Annotated in this window: 13 protein-coding genes; 12 read left to right on the forward strand and 1 reads right to left on the reverse strand. The window is 61.2% G+C overall.

The genetic code is table 11. The features are described from left to right. Window positions 1-37 precede the first annotated feature (37 nt). From murC to lpxC, 7 genes are all read left to right on the forward strand, one after another. Window positions 38-1,438 carry a UDP-N-acetylmuramate--L-alanine ligase gene (murC, locus tag RDL77_RS07545; RefSeq protein WP_288192404.1) on the forward strand — a complete coding sequence of 467 codons (1,401 nt, stop codon included), beginning with the start codon at window positions 38-40 and terminating at the stop codon, window positions 1,436-1,438. A gap of 327 nt (window positions 1,439-1,765) precedes the next feature. Further along, on the forward strand, window positions 1,766-2,740 hold the full coding sequence (gene murB / locus RDL77_RS07550) for a UDP-N-acetylmuramate dehydrogenase (RefSeq protein WP_288192405.1): 975 nt from the start codon (window positions 1,766-1,768) through the stop codon (window positions 2,738-2,740). Between the two features lie 279 nt (window positions 2,741-3,019). Beyond that, window positions 3,020-3,946 carry a D-alanine--D-alanine ligase gene (locus tag RDL77_RS07555; protein ID WP_288192406.1) on the forward strand — a complete coding sequence of 309 codons (927 nt, stop codon included), beginning with the start codon at window positions 3,020-3,022 and terminating at the stop codon, window positions 3,944-3,946. Further along, window positions 3,934-4,875 carry a cell division protein FtsQ/DivIB gene (locus RDL77_RS07560; protein WP_374042685.1) on the forward strand — a complete coding sequence of 314 codons (942 nt, stop codon included), beginning with the start codon at window positions 3,934-3,936 and terminating at the stop codon, window positions 4,873-4,875. Before RDL77_RS07555 ends, RDL77_RS07560 begins: the two co-directional genes overlap by 13 nt. Beyond that, the gene (gene ftsA / locus RDL77_RS07565) at window positions 4,872-6,194 is read left to right on the forward strand and encodes a cell division protein FtsA (RefSeq protein WP_182549367.1); all 1,323 of its coding nucleotides are present in this window, start codon (window positions 4,872-4,874) and stop codon (window positions 6,192-6,194) included. The genes RDL77_RS07560 and ftsA overlap by 4 nt, the downstream gene beginning before the upstream one ends. Before the next feature lie 66 nt (window positions 6,195-6,260). Next, a complete protein-coding gene (ftsZ, locus tag RDL77_RS07570) occupies window positions 6,261-7,955 on the forward strand; it encodes a cell division protein FtsZ (protein WP_223612736.1) in 1,695 nt (564 codons plus the stop codon). 250 nt (window positions 7,956-8,205) lie between these two features. Next, on the forward strand, window positions 8,206-9,153 hold the full coding sequence (gene lpxC, locus RDL77_RS07575; RefSeq protein WP_288192471.1) for a UDP-3-O-acyl-N-acetylglucosamine deacetylase: 948 nt from the start codon (window positions 8,206-8,208) through the stop codon (window positions 9,151-9,153). Between the two features lie 62 nt (window positions 9,154-9,215). On the opposite strand, the gene RDL77_RS07580 is transcribed toward lpxC, so the two are convergent. Next, window positions 9,216-10,118 carry a LysR substrate-binding domain-containing protein gene (locus tag RDL77_RS07580; protein WP_288192407.1) on the reverse strand — a complete coding sequence of 301 codons (903 nt, stop codon included), beginning with the start codon at window positions 10,116-10,118 and terminating at the stop codon, window positions 9,216-9,218. 139 nt (window positions 10,119-10,257) lie between these two features. Between RDL77_RS07580 and RDL77_RS07585 the strand changes: the two genes are divergently transcribed. The 5 genes from RDL77_RS07585 (at window position 10,258) to recN (ending at window position 14,472) form a co-directional block, all read left to right on the forward strand. Continuing rightward, window positions 10,258-10,647 (forward strand): tautomerase family protein, encoded by a 390-nt coding sequence (locus RDL77_RS07585; RefSeq protein WP_288192408.1) that lies wholly within the window; start codon window positions 10,258-10,260, stop codon window positions 10,645-10,647. A 32-nt stretch (window positions 10,648-10,679) separates the two neighbouring features. After that, the gene (locus RDL77_RS07590) at window positions 10,680-11,114 is read left to right on the forward strand and encodes a cupin domain-containing protein (RefSeq protein ID WP_288192409.1); all 435 of its coding nucleotides are present in this window, start codon (window positions 10,680-10,682) and stop codon (window positions 11,112-11,114) included. Then, the gene (locus tag RDL77_RS07595; protein WP_288192410.1) at window positions 11,111-11,674 is read left to right on the forward strand and encodes a DUF4865 family protein; all 564 of its coding nucleotides are present in this window, start codon (window positions 11,111-11,113) and stop codon (window positions 11,672-11,674) included. The genes RDL77_RS07590 and RDL77_RS07595 overlap by 4 nt, the downstream gene beginning before the upstream one ends. Window positions 11,675-11,899: 225 nt before the next feature. Further along, window positions 11,900-12,769 (forward strand): outer membrane protein assembly factor BamD, encoded by an 870-nt coding sequence (locus RDL77_RS07600; protein WP_223612741.1) that lies wholly within the window; start codon window positions 11,900-11,902, stop codon window positions 12,767-12,769. A gap of 23 nt (window positions 12,770-12,792) precedes the next feature. Next, window positions 12,793-14,472, forward strand: a complete 1,680-nt coding sequence (gene recN / locus RDL77_RS07605; protein WP_288192411.1) for a DNA repair protein RecN — start codon at window positions 12,793-12,795, stop codon at window positions 14,470-14,472. The last annotated feature ends 115 nt before the right edge of the window (window positions 14,473-14,587 follow it).

Consider the following 14,587-nt stretch of genomic DNA (forward strand, 5'->3'; position numbering starts at 1 on the left):
CGTCTCCTTCTGAAGTTTTCAAAAAAGGAGTGCGTCCATGAAGATGCCGCTCAACATCGGTCTTGTTCATTTCATCGGTATCGGCGGTATCGGCATGAGCGGTATTGCCGAAGTCCTGCACAATCTCGGCTACAAGGTTCAGGGTTCCGATCAGGCGGACAGCGCCAATGTGCAGCGTCTGCGCGACAAGGGGATCGAGGTCTTTGTCGGACACGATGCGGATAATCTCGGCGACGCCGAGGTTATCGTGGTGTCGACGGCGATCAAGAAGAGCAATCCGGAACTCGTTGCCGCGCGCGAAAAACTTTTGCCCATCGTGCGCCGGGCGGAAATGCTGGCGGAACTCATGCGCTTCCGTCAGGCGGTTGCCATCGGCGGCACGCACGGCAAGACCACAACCACCTCGATGGTGGCAACGCTGCTCGATGCAGGCAATCTCGATCCGACCGTCATCAATGGCGGCATCATCAATGCCTATGGCACCAATGCCCGCATGGGCGCGGGCGAATGGATGGTGGTGGAAGCCGACGAGAGCGACGGCACCTTCCTGAAGCTGCCTGCCGACATCGCCGTGGTCACCAATATCGATCCGGAGCATCTCGATCACTACGGCACGTTCGACCGGGTGCGCGAAGCCTTCCGGCAGTTCGTCGAGAACGTGCCGTTCTACGGCTTCGGCGTCATGTGCCTCGACCATCCGGAAGTGCAGTCGCTGGTCTCGCGCATCGAGGACCGCCGTGTCATCACCTATGGTGAAAACCCGCAGGCGGACGTGCGTTTCGTCAATCTCGTGGTCGATGGTCCGACCTCGCAGTTCGACGTGCAGATTTCCAGGCGCAAGACCGGCGAGACCACCGAGATCAAGGGCCTGCGGCTGCCGATGCCCGGCAGGCACAATGTGTCGAATGCGACAGCGGCGATTGCCGTGGCGCACGAGCTCGGCATTTCGGCTGAGGACATCAAGAAGGGCCTGTCGTCTTTCGGCGGCGTGAAGCGGCGCTTTACCCATACCGGTTCATGGAAGGGCGTCGACGTGTTCGACGATTACGGGCATCACCCGGTCGAGATCAAGGCGGTCCTGAAGGCTGCGCGTGATTCCGCCAAGGGCCGCGTCATTGCGGTCGTCCAGCCGCACCGGTTTACCCGTCTGGCGAGCCTCTTCGATGAATTCGCTGCGTGTTTCAACGATGCCGATACCGTGATCGTCGCGCCGGTCTATACCGCAGGTGAAGACCCGATCGAGGGCGTCACATCGGAAGCGCTGGTTTCCCGCATCAGGACGGCGGCGCACCGCGACGCCCGCTACATCAACGGTCCGCAGGAAATCGCGCCATTGATCGCCACCATCGCCAAGCCTGACGATTTTGTGATTTTCCTGGGTGCCGGCAACATCACCCAGTGGGCCTATGCCTTGCCAAAAGAGCTGGCTGCGCTTTAGAGCATTCTCCGGCCATAGTGACCTATTCTGGCGGAGGAATGTTGGGCCAAGATCAAGCAAAGACAGGAAGGCCCGCACCCTTCGTGCGGGCGAGTGGCTTTGCGCCGGAATTGGCGCAACAGGCTCCGTCCCTTCGGGTTTCCGGCTGGCGGACACCCACTTTGTCAGGCGGCGTCGCCCGATGGAAAGACATCGGCCTCGCCACCTTCCGCGTGGACTGTCTCGCCATCCGGGAAACAGAATATGGCCAATATGGCCGGAAAATGCTCTAATTTTGCGGTTGCGTCCGGTTCGACGGCCGGACGCCATAACTGCTGGAAGGATATCATGTCTTCAAGGATTGACGGCGAGGCCCTGCTTGGCAAGCTGGGGGATCGTTTCTCGGGGCTGCGCGGGCGGCTGACGCCCAATATGGGTATGGAAAAGGTGACCTGGTTCCGCGCCGGCGGTCCGGCGGAAGTCATGTTCCAGCCTGCCGACGAAGAAGATCTGGCAGCCTTCCTGCAGGCCGTTCCCGAAGAATATCCCATCCTTGTCGTGGGCATCGGTTCCAACCTTCTGGTGCGCGACGGCGGCGTGCCGGGTTTTGTCGTGCGCCTCTCCGCCAAGGGCTTCGGCGATGTCGAGCGCGTCGGCGATACGCAGTTGCGGGCGGGTGCCGCGACCCCGGACAAGCGGCTTGCCGCGGCGGCGCTTGAGGCGAAGATCGCCGGTTTCCATTTCTACCACGGCATTCCCGGTGGGCTGGGCGGCGCGCTGCGCATGAACGCCGGTGCCAACGGGGTCGAGACGCGCGAGCGGGTGATCGAGGTGCGGGCACTCGACCGCAGGGGCAATGTGCATATCCTGTCCAATGCCGACATGGGCTATGCCTATCGCCATTCCGGTGCTGCCAAGGACCTGATCTTCACCTCCGCATTGCTGGAAGGAACGCCCGGCGAAACCCATGCCATTCAGGCGGCGATGCATGCGGTGCAGCAGCACCGCGAAACCGTGCAGCCGATCCGCGAGAAGACCGGCGGCTCGACCTTCAAGAACCCGGAAGGCACATCCGCCTGGAAGGAAATCGACGCGGCGGGCGGTCGCGGCCTGATGATCGGTGGCGCACAGATGTCACCGATGCACTGCAATTTCATGATCAATACCGGCACCGCCAGCGGACATGATCTGGAAACGCTCGGCGAGACGATCCGCTCGCTCGTGCTGCAAAACTCCGGCATCCATCTGCACTGGGAAATCAAGCGTCTGGGGCTTTTCCGTCCCGGCCAGGAAGTGCAGGAGTATATGGGGCAGCTTTTGTAGCAAAAACCGAAATTTTTTTACGATGAATCAGAGGCGCGTTTGCCTCTGATTTTGTTTCCGAAATCGAATCGCAAACACTTTTTTTTACGCCAAATTTCATTGTTGAATCAAAGGGGACTTGTCACGGAATCAACTCTCTGATTCTTTAGGGGCAAGCGTTAACTGATTTGAGTCGGCTGATTTGGTCAGCCTCGGGTGCCTGCGGTCTCGATCGCCGGGCGTGCAGAGACTCATGTCGTTTTTCGGCTTTGATGGGGATGTGTACAAGGGGTTGCCTTCATGGCGAAAAAGCATGTTGCGGTGCTGATGGGCGGATTTTCATCGGAGCGTCCGGTGAGTCTCTCCTCGGGCAATGCCTGCGCCGATGCTTTGGAGGCCGAGGGCTATCCGGTCACTCGCGTCGACGTGACCCGGGACATCGCCAGCGTGCTGGCAGAGCTGCGCCCCGATGTGGTGTTCAACGCGCTGCATGGTCCTTTCGGCGAGGACGGTACGATCCAGGGCATCCTCGAATATCTGGAAATTCCCTATACCCATTCCGGCGTGCTTGCGTCGGCGCTGGCCATGGACAAGGAGCAGGCGAAGACCATCGCCAGGGCTGCCGGTATTCCCGTGGCCGAAGCCAAGGTGATGAACCGTTTCGATTTCACCACGAAACATCCGATGAAGCCGCCCTATGTGGTCAAGCCCGTCAATGAGGGGTCGAGCTTCGGTGTCGTCATTGTCAAGGAGGATCAGTCGCATCCGCCGCAGGTGATCACCTCGGCGGAATGGAAATATGGCAACACCGTCATGGTCGAACGCTACATCCATGGGCGCGAACTGACATGCGCCGTGATGGGCGATGTGGCCATCGGGGTGTGTGAAATCATTCCCGTGGGTCATCAGTTCTACGATTATGATTCAAAATATGTTGCAGGCGGATCAAATCATGTGTGTCCGGCTAAAATTTCACTAAAAATTTACCAAAAAATACAAACACTAGCACTCAAGGCGCATCAGGCAATTGGATGTAAAGGGATTAGCCGGTCGGACTTCCGTTACGACGACCGTTTTTCCGAAGATGGCGAACTGATTTGGCTGGAGATAAACACCCAGCCGGGCATGACTCCAACATCTCTTGTACCTGATATCGCCAAAGCCGCGGGGCATACCTTCGGTGAATTGTTGAGTTGGATGGTGGAGGACGCATCGTGTTTGCGTTGAAGGGCAAAAAAGGACACCCCCGGGGTGTGGCGCCAGTGTCTTCGGACAGGATGGCGGCTTTTGGCCGTTTCCGCTTCGTCCTGCCGAAATTCCTGCGCAAGCCTGTGCGCGTCTTCACCCGCATGGTCGAAGGGGAGGTTCATATCCCCAACCATACGGGAACCCTCGGTGCTGTCGTCTTTCTGGCTCTGACCGGCGCTTACGGTGCCATTCTTGGCGGCCATGCTCCCGAGGTGGTCAAGGTAACGACATCGACCTTCGGTTTTGCCATCGAAGACGTGAAGGTGGTCGGCAACAAGGAAACCTCCGAGATCGACGTGCTCGGCGCGCTGGGCCTCGATGGCGAGACCTCGCTGGTCGGCCTGAGTGCCGCCGATGCGCAGAAGGCCGTGGCAACGCTGCCGTGGGTTGAATCCGTCGATGTGTTCAAGGTCTATCCGAACACGATCCAGATTTCGATTCACGAGCGCTCCGCCCTGGCTGTGTGGCAGAACGGCGATGATCTCTCGATCATCGACGAGGATGGCCGCGTGATCGTTCCCTATTCGTCCGGCCGCCATTCGGCGCTGCCGCTGATCATGGGCGCGGGTGCCGACAAGCAGGCGAAAATGCTGTTCGCGCAGATTGCAGCGTTTCCGGATGTCGTATCGCAGGTCCGTGCCTATGCCCGCATCGGTGACCGGCGCTGGGATCTGATCCTGAAGAATGGCGTGACGGTGATGCTGCCGGAATTCCGTATCGATCAGGCGCTGGCCGATATCGTGAAGATGGACCGGAAGGACGGGCTGTTGTCCCGGGCGATCTCGTCGGTCGACATGCGGCTTGCCGACCGGGTTGTTTTGAAGCTGACGCCAGATGCGATGGTGCAGCGCGTAGAGTTTTTGAAGGCGCGAGACAAGGCGCCTAAGCGTTCGGAGAAGCGTATATGAGTATTCTGAACGGAAAGAGCACGTCGACTGGAGCTGCTTCCGCAAAACGGACGCGGTCTTTGACGGTTCTTGACATCGGTTCAAGCAAGGTGTGCTGCATCATCGCCCGGCTGCGTCCGCGCGAGGAAAGCGCGCATCTGCCCGGCCGCACCCATCGCATCGAGGTGCTCGGCATCGGTCACCAGAAATCACGCGGCATCAAATCAGGCGTCATCGTCAATCTCGACGCGGCCGAGCAGGCCATCCGCCTGGCCGTCGATGCGGCCGAACGCATGGCTGGCCTGACCGTCGACTCGATGATCGTCAACATTTCCGCCGGACGCCTGAAGAGCGAAAGCTTTTCCGCCAGCATCAATCTGGGCGGCCATGAAGTCGACCAGTCCGATATCCGCCGCGTGCTGGCCGCCGGTGCCAAGCAGGCGCTGGCGACGGAACGCCACCTCGTGCATTCGCTGCCCATCGGTTATGCGCTCGATGGCGAGAAGGGTATCCGCGACCCGCTTGGGATGATCGGCGATACGCTTGGGGTCGAGATGCATGTGCTGACCGCCGATGCGGCGCCGCTGCGCAACCTCGAACTCTGCGTCAACCGCTGCCACCTCTCGGTGGAGGCGATGATTGCAACCCCTTACGCCAGCGGCCTTTCGGCGCTCGTCGACGACGAAGCGGAAATGGGCGCGGCCTGCATCGACATGGGCGGCGGCACCACGACGATTTCCGTGTTCTCCGAAGGCAAGTTCATCCATGCGGATGCCATCGCCATCGGCGGCAATCACGTGACGATGGACGTGGCGCGCGGTCTTTCCGCCCATATGGACGATGCGGAGCGATTGAAGGTCATGCACGGTTCGGCCCTGCCGAGCGCTGCCGATGACCGCGATCTCATCAGCGTCTCGCCGCTCGGCAATGACGGCCGCGACGTTCCCAACCAATATCCGCGCGCGGTGCTGACACGCATCATCCGGGCGCGCGTCGAAGAAACACTGGAATTGGCACGCGACCGCCTCAACCAGTCCGGCTACGGCCAGATTGTCGGCAAGCGTGTTGTCCTGACAGGCGGGGCCAGCCAGTTGGCGGGTTTGCCTGAAGTGGCGCGCCGTATTCTGGCCCGCAACGTACGTATTGGCCGTCCTCTGGGTGTGACGGGGCTTCCCGAAGCAGCCAAGGGGCCAGCTTTCTCCGCAGCGGTGGGTCTGTTGATCTATCCGCAGGTGGCAGGAATTGAGGAGCGTTCTGTAAAGGCCGGTTCATCATCGCTGATGACGGGTACGGGTGGGCGTTTTCAGCGTATCGGCCAGTGGCTGAAAGAGAGTTTTTGATCAATCCGGGGAAACCCAAAAAAGATACCGCGGCGGCGAAGCGGTAAAGGAAAAAGGAACAAACAAATGAGCATCAATCTGCAAAAGCCGGACATTACCGAGCTTAAGCCCCGGATCACCGTGTTTGGTGTTGGCGGTGGCGGTGGCAACGCGGTCAATAACATGATCAATGCCGGTTTGCGCGGTGTTGAGTTTGTTGTGGCCAATACGGATGCGCAGGCGCTGTCGCAGTCAAAGGCTGAACGTCTCATTCAGCTCGGTGCTGCAGTGACCGAAGGCCTTGGCGCCGGTTCGCAGCCGGAAGTCGGCCGCGCCGCCGCTGAAGAATGCATCGATGAAATCAACGATCACCTGCAGGGCACGCACATGTGCTTCGTCACGGCCGGCATGGGTGGCGGTACCGGTACCGGTGCTGCGCCCGTTGTTGCCCGCGCCGCCCGCGAAAAAGGCATCCTGACCGTGGGTGTCGTCACCAAACCTTTCCATTTCGAAGGCCAGCGCCGCATGCGCACCGCCGACATGGGCATCGAGGACCTGCAGAAGAATGTCGACACACTGATCGTCATTCCGAACCAGAACCTCTTCCGCATCGCCAATGACAAGACGACCTTTGCCGATGCCTTCGCCATGGCCGACCAGGTTCTCTACTCCGGTGTTGCCTGCATCACCGACCTGATGGTCAAGGAAGGCCTGATCAACCTCGACTTCGCCGACGTGCGTTCGGTGATGCGCGAGATGGGCAAGGCGATGATGGGCACGGGCGAAGCATCCGGCGATGGCCGCGCCATGGCCGCTGCCGAAGCTGCCATTGCCAACCCGCTGCTCGACGAAACCTCGATGCGCGGCGCCAAGGGCCTGCTGATCTCGATCACGGGCGGGCGTGACATGACGCTGTTCGAAGTCGACGAAGCGGCAACGCGCATTCGCGAAGAAGTCGATCAGGATGCCAACATCATCCTCGGCGCGACCTTCGACGAAAGCCTCGAAGGCATCATCCGCGTTTCGGTCGTGGCAACGGGTATCGACAAGCAGCTGGGAGAGTCGGCCCCTGCGCCGATCGAATTTCGCCAGCCGATGAAGCCGATTGCCAAGCCGGTCCAGCAGCCGGCCGCCCGGGTCGAGACTGTTGCTCCGCGCCCTGTCGTGCAGCAGCCGGCAGCCCGCCTTGCCGATCCGGTCGCCGACGCCATCCGCGCCGCCGAAATGGAAATGCCGCAGCGCGCACCGCAGCCGGCCGAACAGGAATTCCGTCCGCAGAGCCGCATTTTCCAGGCACCTGCGCCGGAAGTGTTCGACGCACCGGTTGCCGCAGCACCGCAGCAGCCTGTCCACCAGCCCGCGCCCCAGCCGCAGGTTCAGATGCAGGCAGCGCCCGTCGCACAGCCCGCACCGGCACCGCGCATGCCAAACGTGTCCGACTTCCCGCCGGTTGTTCAGGCGGAACTCAATGCCCGCGACCATGGCCGCGACCAGGCATCCTATGACAGCCACGAAGACCGTGGCCCGATGGGTCTGCTGAAGCGCCTGACCGCCGGCCTGACCCGCCGCGAAGACGACACCGCACGGCTTGAACCGGCACAGCCGCGCGAACCGGCCATGCGCCCGGCAGAGCCGCGCCGCCCGCTGTCGCAGGATGCATCGATCTATGCACCGCGCCGTGGTCAGCTGGACGAACAGGGCCGTGTTCAGCCCCAGTCGCGCCAGTCGTCGGAAGATGATCAGCTGGAAATCCCGGCATTCCTGCGCCGCCAGGCCAACTGATCCGATCACGTATTGTTAAGAAATATGAAACCCGCCATTGTCCCAATGGCGGGTTTTTTCGTTCAAACTATTGAAAAACCTCGAAAACGACCTAGTTCTTGTCCGTGCAGGACCGTTGCGGGACTGCCGAAACCGTGATTTTGCCTGACGCCGCGTCAATTGTATCGTCCGGCGCAAAATAGCTGCGGTTCACCTTGATTCTGGCAGAACGGCACAGATTGATTTTACGATGACATGGGCAGAGCAGGGCATGGGGTCTCAGTTGCGCGACTATCAAACGACCATTGCAGAGCGGGTTTCACTGTCCGGCGTTGGCGTCCACAGCGGCGCACCCGTCACGATGACCTTCGCGCCGTCCGCCGCCGATACGGGCATCGTCTTTCACCGGCGGGATGGCGAAGGGCGCAGCCATGCCATCAAGGCGCTGGTCTCGGAAGTCGGCACGACGGATCTCAGCACCACGCTGGGCAAGCGGAGCGGCGCGACCGTCAGCACCGTTGAACATGTGATGGCCGCGATATCCGGGGCAGGGATCGACAATCTGATCATCGAGATCGACGCGCCGGAAGTGCCGATCGTCGACGGCACATCGGCCGCCTTCCTCGTGGCCTTCGATGAGGCGGGGCTGGTCCAGCAGACAGCCCGGCGGCGCTATATCCGCGTGCTCAAGCCGTCACGCATCGAGGCCGGTGCCTCCTGGGCGGAGTTCGTCCCCCATGACGGCACGCGCTACGAGGTGGAGATCGATTTCGACACGCCCGTCATCGGCAGGCAGATCTTTGCCGCAGATATGAGCGAGGCGGTGTTCCGCGACGAGATTGCGTCCGCACGCACCTTCGGGTTCATGCGCGATGTGGAAAAGCTCTGGGCTGCCGGGCTGGCGCTCGGCTCGTCACTGGATAATTCGCTTGTCATCGGCGATGACCATACGGTCATCAATCCCGGCGGCCTGCGCTTTCCCGATGAGTTCGTGCGCCACAAGACATTGGATGCCGTTGGTGATCTTGCCCTGGCAGGGGCGCCGTTCATCGGCTGCTTCCGCTCCTATCGCGGCGGCCACCGCCTGAATGCCATGGCGCTGCGGGCACTGCTGTCCGATCACTCTGCATTCGAGATCGTCGAAACGGCGGGCATCCCGGGGCGCGGGGCGTCCCTCGTCGCTGTCCATGCACCGGTGTTTGCACCCTGGGCTGTCTAGCCAGTCTTGCAATTGATGTCATGCGTGTCGAACCACGCACCACCGCTCTCTGTTCAATCCTTCTAAGCGGCCTTTGCCCCCACACGCACTGACTCGTGCAATGCCTGCAGGATGATCGATGCCAGCCGGGCCGTGACCGGCGACGGCTCCGCATCGGCCCGGTACAGGTCCAATCCCAGATTTGGCAGCAGGGGCAGCCCGTTTGCCCCAGGCGGTATCGCCTGCACCGTTCCCGGCAAGCCGATCGGCGTGCGGATGGTGAGGCCGAGCCCCGCCGCCGTTGCGGCCCACAGGCCGCCCAGGCTTGGACTGATGAACGCCAGGCGCCAGGCGATGCCGGCGCGATCCAGCGCATTGATGGCGGCGGTGCGCAACAGGCAGGGCGCTTCGAGGGCAGCCAGCGGCAGGGGTTCGGTGCCGGACTTCTGCCAGACCATGTCGGGATTGATGGAGCCGACCCAGCACATGGGAACCTCCATGACGCGTTCGCTGTTGGACAGCGGTGCGCTGTTGTTCCAGGCCAGAGCGAGGTCGAGGCGGCCGGATGCGACGCGCTCAAGCAGCTCCGCATTGCGGGCCACGCGCGCTTCGATGCGCACCTTGGGATGGGCCCGCGCAAACTGCCCGAGAATATTGGGCAGCAGGGTTTCGCCGAAATCCTCCTGCAGGCCGAGCCGTACCCAGCCTTCCAGTTCGATGCCGTGAATGGCGCTCGCCGCTTCGTCGTTGAGGTCGAGCAGGCGCCTTGCATAGGCGAGCATCGTCTCGCCCGCGTCGGTCAGGGCAAGGCCGCGCCCGGATTTCTGGAAGATCGGCGTTCCCGCCTGCTGCTCCAGCTTTTTCAGTTGGGCGCTGACCGCAGAGGTCGACCGGCCGAGCCTGTCGGCTGCCTTGGCAAAACTGCCAAGGTCGACGCCCGTCGTGAAGGTTCGCAGAACATCCAGGTCGAATATGGTCCGGCGCATATTTATCGTCCAATTTTTCAGGATCATCGATCCATATATTTCTGATTATCAGGATGATTGTGCGGTGCTAGAACCATTCCGTCAAGTTCAATTGCGCTTCACACCATGTGCCGGGGCGCCAGACAAAGAGGATCGTTCCATGCCGTTCGCCCGTATTTCCCTCATGCAGGGCAAGTCTGATGATTATCTGAAAGCCGTGTCGGACAGCCTGTATCAGGCGATGATCGAGACGTTCAATGTTCCGCAGAACGATCTCTTCCAGGTCATCCACCAGCACCGCCCGAACGAGTTCATTTTCGACCGCCATTATCTCGGCGGCCCGCGCTCCGACGACTTCATCATCTTTGCCATCACCATCGGCAAACCGCGCGATACGACGACGAAGAAGGCGTTCTACGAGCGGCTTGTCGAGAAGCTTGCGGTTTCTCCTGGCGTGCGCCCCGAGGATGTCATGATCATCATCAGCACGTCCTCGCGCGATGAATGGTCCTTCAGCAATGGCGGCATGCAGATGCTCGAAGTCGCCTGACCCGGCTTTTTCTCAGTACAGGAAATCAGTCCATGAACGACATAACCACGAAACCAAAGGCCTGTCCGGCGGAAATGACAATACGGCGGGCAGGGACGGCAATCGGACGTGCGCCGGAGGGCATATCCTCCGCGCCGTTCTGGGCGGAAATGCTTTTGGAAAGCGAAAGCGAAGGTGAGAACACCGTGATGCGTGCCACCGTTGACCCTTCGGTCATCACCCATTGGCACACCCATCCGCGCGGACAGTTTCTCTATGTCCTGTCCGGCGTCGGCATTGCCCAGAGGGACGGCGGACCGGTTGAAGAACTGCGGGCCGGGGATTGCGTCTGGTTCGCTCCGGATGAACGCCATTGGCACGGCGCCAGCGCTGACAGCGCGTTCTCCTATGTCAGCATTCAGGCCGTGCATGACGGCAAGTCGGTGCATTGGCTTGAACCCGTCATACGACAAGGAGAACGATCATGATCGCGATGCAATACAGTTTCACCCTGCCTGCCGATTATGACATGGGGATCATCGACCGGCGGATCGCCGAGAAGGGGCATCTGCTCGACAACTATCCGCATCTGCGCTTCAAGGCCTATCTGTCGGCCCGCCGCACGGATGCAACCCGCAGCCGCGACAACCTCTATGCGCCGTTTTATCTGTGGGACGATGTGGAGGGCTTGAACAATTTTCTCGGCGGGGACGGGTTTGCCGGCGTGTCGGGCGCGTTCGGCCGGCCGCAGGTAAAGTCCTGGTTTGTCTGGCAGGCCTTCGTGTCGCCCGACGTGTCGCAGGCGGCGTTTGCGACGCGGGAGATTGCGCCGGTCGACGCCTCCATGCCCCTGGGCGAAAGACGCAAACAGGAAAGCGGGCGGGTGTTACGGGATGGCGAAGACAACGGTATTCTTGCATCCGTGGCGGGTTTCGAGCCGGCCACATGGACGGTGGTGCGTTTCCGGCTGTGGGCTGCGGAGCAGCCGGAACAGGCCGATGAAGCGACCCGGATTTATCGGGTAGGGCATATGTCGCTGCCGAAATAAGGGAATATGTTCTTTTCTCAACTCATTTCTGCCTCCGCCACAAATTTGGACGAATAGATGGCAATAAGATTGCTGATTCTGTTGGCTTGTGGTTTAAGAACGCGCAACTGACAGTGAGTTTGACAGTATCTAGAGCATGATGCGCAAACGTGATATCGGATTTGCGCAGAATGCTCTAATTTCTTGAATGGGGCCTAAGACAGAATGGCGAGTTGCAGAATGTCGATGAGTGCAGGGTTTGGCAGCAAGGCCCGGTTGGCCCTTCTTATGGCGTCCGTTGCCGGTGCAACAGCCATTTCCGGTTGTGCTTCGAACGATAAGGACCTCGACCTGTCGGCCTATGTCGACACAATCGAGCCTGCCGATGTGCTGTACAATCAGGCCCTCGCCAATCTGAATGCCGGGCGCCTCGACGAGGCCGCCAAGAAGTTCGATGCCGTCGACCGCCAGCATCCCTATTCCGAGTTCGCCCGCAAGGCGCTGGTGATGGGGGCTTTCGCCAACTACCGTGCCGGCAAGTATGACGACTCGCTCGCCATGACCAAGCGCTACATCGCGCTGTATCCGACGCAGCCGGAAGCCGCCTACGCCTATTACATCACCGGCCTGTGCTATTACCGTCAGATCCCGGACGTGACGCGCGAACAGACCATGACACGCCGCTCCATCACGGCGTTCAATGAAGTCGTCGAGCGTTTCCCGCAGTCGGAATATGTCGACGATTCCAAGGAAAAGATCCGTTTCGGCCGCGACCAGCTCGCCGGCAAGGAAATGCAGGTCGGCCGCTATTATCTGGAACGCAAGGAATATCTGGCGTCGATCAAGCGCTTCCGCGGCGTTGTCGAACAATATTCCAACACCCGCCATGTCGAAGAAGCATTGGCGCGTCTGACCGAAGCCTATTATGCGCTGGGTCTGACCAGCGAGGCGCAGTCGGCCGCAGCGGTGCTCGGACAGAACTACCCGGACAGCCAGTGGTACAAGGACAGCTACAAGCTGCTGCAGAGCGGCGGTCTGGAGCCACGCCAGAATGCCGGTTCCTGGCTGTCACAGGCTGCCCAGACGATCGTGGGCAGCAAGAAAAATGGCGCCTGATCCACTATTAACCTGAGCGATTCATGCTTTCGCACCTGTCGATCCGCGATATTGTTCTGATTGAACGGCTCGACATTGAGTTTCGCGATGGCTTGTCGGTACTCACCGGCGAGACCGGCGCCGGAAAATCCATCCTTCTCGATGCCTTGTCGCTCGCCCTCGGCGCGCGCGGCGATGCCTCGCTGGTGCGCCACGGCGCGGAGCAGGGGCAGGTGACGGCCGTGTTCGACGTGGCAGGTGCCCATCCTGCCCGCGAACTCCTGCGCGACAACGACATCAGCGATGACGGCGACATCATCCTGCGCCGCGTGCAGACATCGGATGGCCGCAGCCGCGTCTTCATCAACGATCAGGCCGCAAGCGTCACGCTGTTGAAGGAGCTCGGCCGGAGGCTGGTCGAAATCCACGGCCAGCACGATGACCGCGCGCTGATCGATATCGATATTCACCGCTCGCTCCTCGACGCTTTCGGTTCGCTGGAAACCAAGGCGGCAACGGTCCGCTCATTGCACAAGACCTGGCGGGATGCGGAAAACACGCTGGTGCGGCATCGCGCCAAGGTCGAGGCGGCGACGCGCGAGGCGGATTATCTGCGTGCCTCCGTCGACGAGCTGACAAAGCTTGATCCGGAACCGCTGGAAGAAGAGGCGCTGGCCACCAGACGCACCGAAATGATGCGCTCGGAAAAGATCGCGGGCGATGTCAACGATGCCAACGAGGTGCTGTCCGGTTCCGCTTCGCCGGTGCCGTCGCTGGCGAGCCTCGTGCGGCGGCTGGAGCGCAAGGTGCCGGAAGCGCCGCAGCTCTTGGAACCGGTGGTCAAGGCCATCGACGAGGCGCTCAACGCCCTGACGGAAGCGCAGAACGGCATTGAACAGGCCATCCGTGCCATTGATTTCGATCCGCGTATTCTCGAGCAGACGGAAGAGCGGCTTTTCGCCCTGCGCGGTGCCGCCCGCAAATATTCCGTACCGGTGGACGATCTCGCCGGCCTGCGCGACAGGATGGATGCGGATCTCGCGGATATCGATGCGGGTGCCGAGCGGCTCGGCGCGCTGGAAAAGGAAGCTGTTGCAGCGCGGGCAGCCTATGACGAAGCGGCGGCGATCCTGTCACGGGAACGGCACGAAACCGCCGGTCACCTCAAGGCAGCCGTCATGGCCGAGCTTCCCGCTTTGAAACTGGAGCGGGCCGAATTCATCGTCGAGATGGCGGCGGACCCGGAAAACCGCCTGCCCGAGGGCATCGATACGGTCGAATACTGGGTGCGGACCAATCCCGGCACCCGGGCTGGGCCGATGATGAAGGTGGCGTCCGGCGGCGAGCTGTCGCGTTTCCTGCTGGCACTCAAAGTGGCGCTGGCCGATCGCGGTTCGGCGCCGACACTGGTGTTCGACGAAATCGACACGGGGGTTGGCGGTGCCGTGGCCGATGCCATCGGCCAGCGCCTGCGCCGCCTGTCGGACCGGGTGCAGGTGCTGTCGGTCACCCATGCGCCGCAGGTGGCGGCACGGGCGCAGACGCATTTTCTCATCGCCAAATCCGCCAGGGGCGATGACCGTGTTGCCACGTCCATCCATGCGATGGAAACGGGCGACCGCCAGGAAGAGATTGCCCGGATGCTGGCCGGTGCCAGCGTTACGGATGAAGCACGTGCCGCCGCGGTGCGGCTTCTGCGTGAGAACAGCGCCGCTGCCTCCTGAGCTCGTCGAACCACGCACCATCTTCATGCAGGGCGGGTTGTGGCAGGAGCTGACTGCAACCTGCGGATCCTGCTGATTTTGAACGGTGCATTTGCGCGCCGCTTCAGTTAATCTC

This window comes from uncultured Phyllobacterium sp. (assembly GCF_902479695.1).
In the GTDB taxonomy this organism is placed as follows: Bacteria; Pseudomonadota; Alphaproteobacteria; order Rhizobiales; family Rhizobiaceae; genus Phyllobacterium; species Phyllobacterium calauticae.

Bases quoted from the DNA above. Each gene is read 5' to 3' on its own strand.
- ftsA (WP_182549367.1), top strand. From the start codon at position 4,872: ATGAGTATTCTGAACGGAAAGAGCACGTCGACTGGAGCTGCTTCCGCA.
- RDL77_RS07595 (WP_288192410.1), top strand. From the start codon at position 11,111: ATGATCGCGATGCAATACAGTTTCACCCTGCCTGCCGATTATGACATG.
- murB (WP_288192405.1), top strand. From the start codon at position 1,766: ATGTCTTCAAGGATTGACGGCGAGGCCCTGCTTGGCAAGCTGGGGGAT.
- RDL77_RS07555 (WP_288192406.1), top strand. From the start codon at position 3,020: ATGGCGAAAAAGCATGTTGCGGTGCTGATGGGCGGATTTTCATCGGAG.
- RDL77_RS07580 (WP_288192407.1), bottom strand. From the start codon at position 10,118: ATGCGCCGGACCATATTCGACCTGGATGTTCTGCGAACCTTCACGACG.
- murC (WP_288192404.1), top strand. From the start codon at position 38: ATGAAGATGCCGCTCAACATCGGTCTTGTTCATTTCATCGGTATCGGC.
- RDL77_RS07585 (WP_288192408.1), top strand. From the start codon at position 10,258: ATGCCGTTCGCCCGTATTTCCCTCATGCAGGGCAAGTCTGATGATTAT.
- ftsZ (WP_223612736.1), top strand. From the start codon at position 6,261: ATGAGCATCAATCTGCAAAAGCCGGACATTACCGAGCTTAAGCCCCGG.
- recN (WP_288192411.1), top strand. From the start codon at position 12,793: ATGCTTTCGCACCTGTCGATCCGCGATATTGTTCTGATTGAACGGCTC.
- RDL77_RS07590 (WP_288192409.1), top strand. From the start codon at position 10,680: ATGAACGACATAACCACGAAACCAAAGGCCTGTCCGGCGGAAATGACA.
- RDL77_RS07600 (WP_223612741.1), top strand. From the start codon at position 11,900: ATGAGTGCAGGGTTTGGCAGCAAGGCCCGGTTGGCCCTTCTTATGGCG.
- lpxC (WP_288192471.1), top strand. From the start codon at position 8,206: ATGGGGTCTCAGTTGCGCGACTATCAAACGACCATTGCAGAGCGGGTT.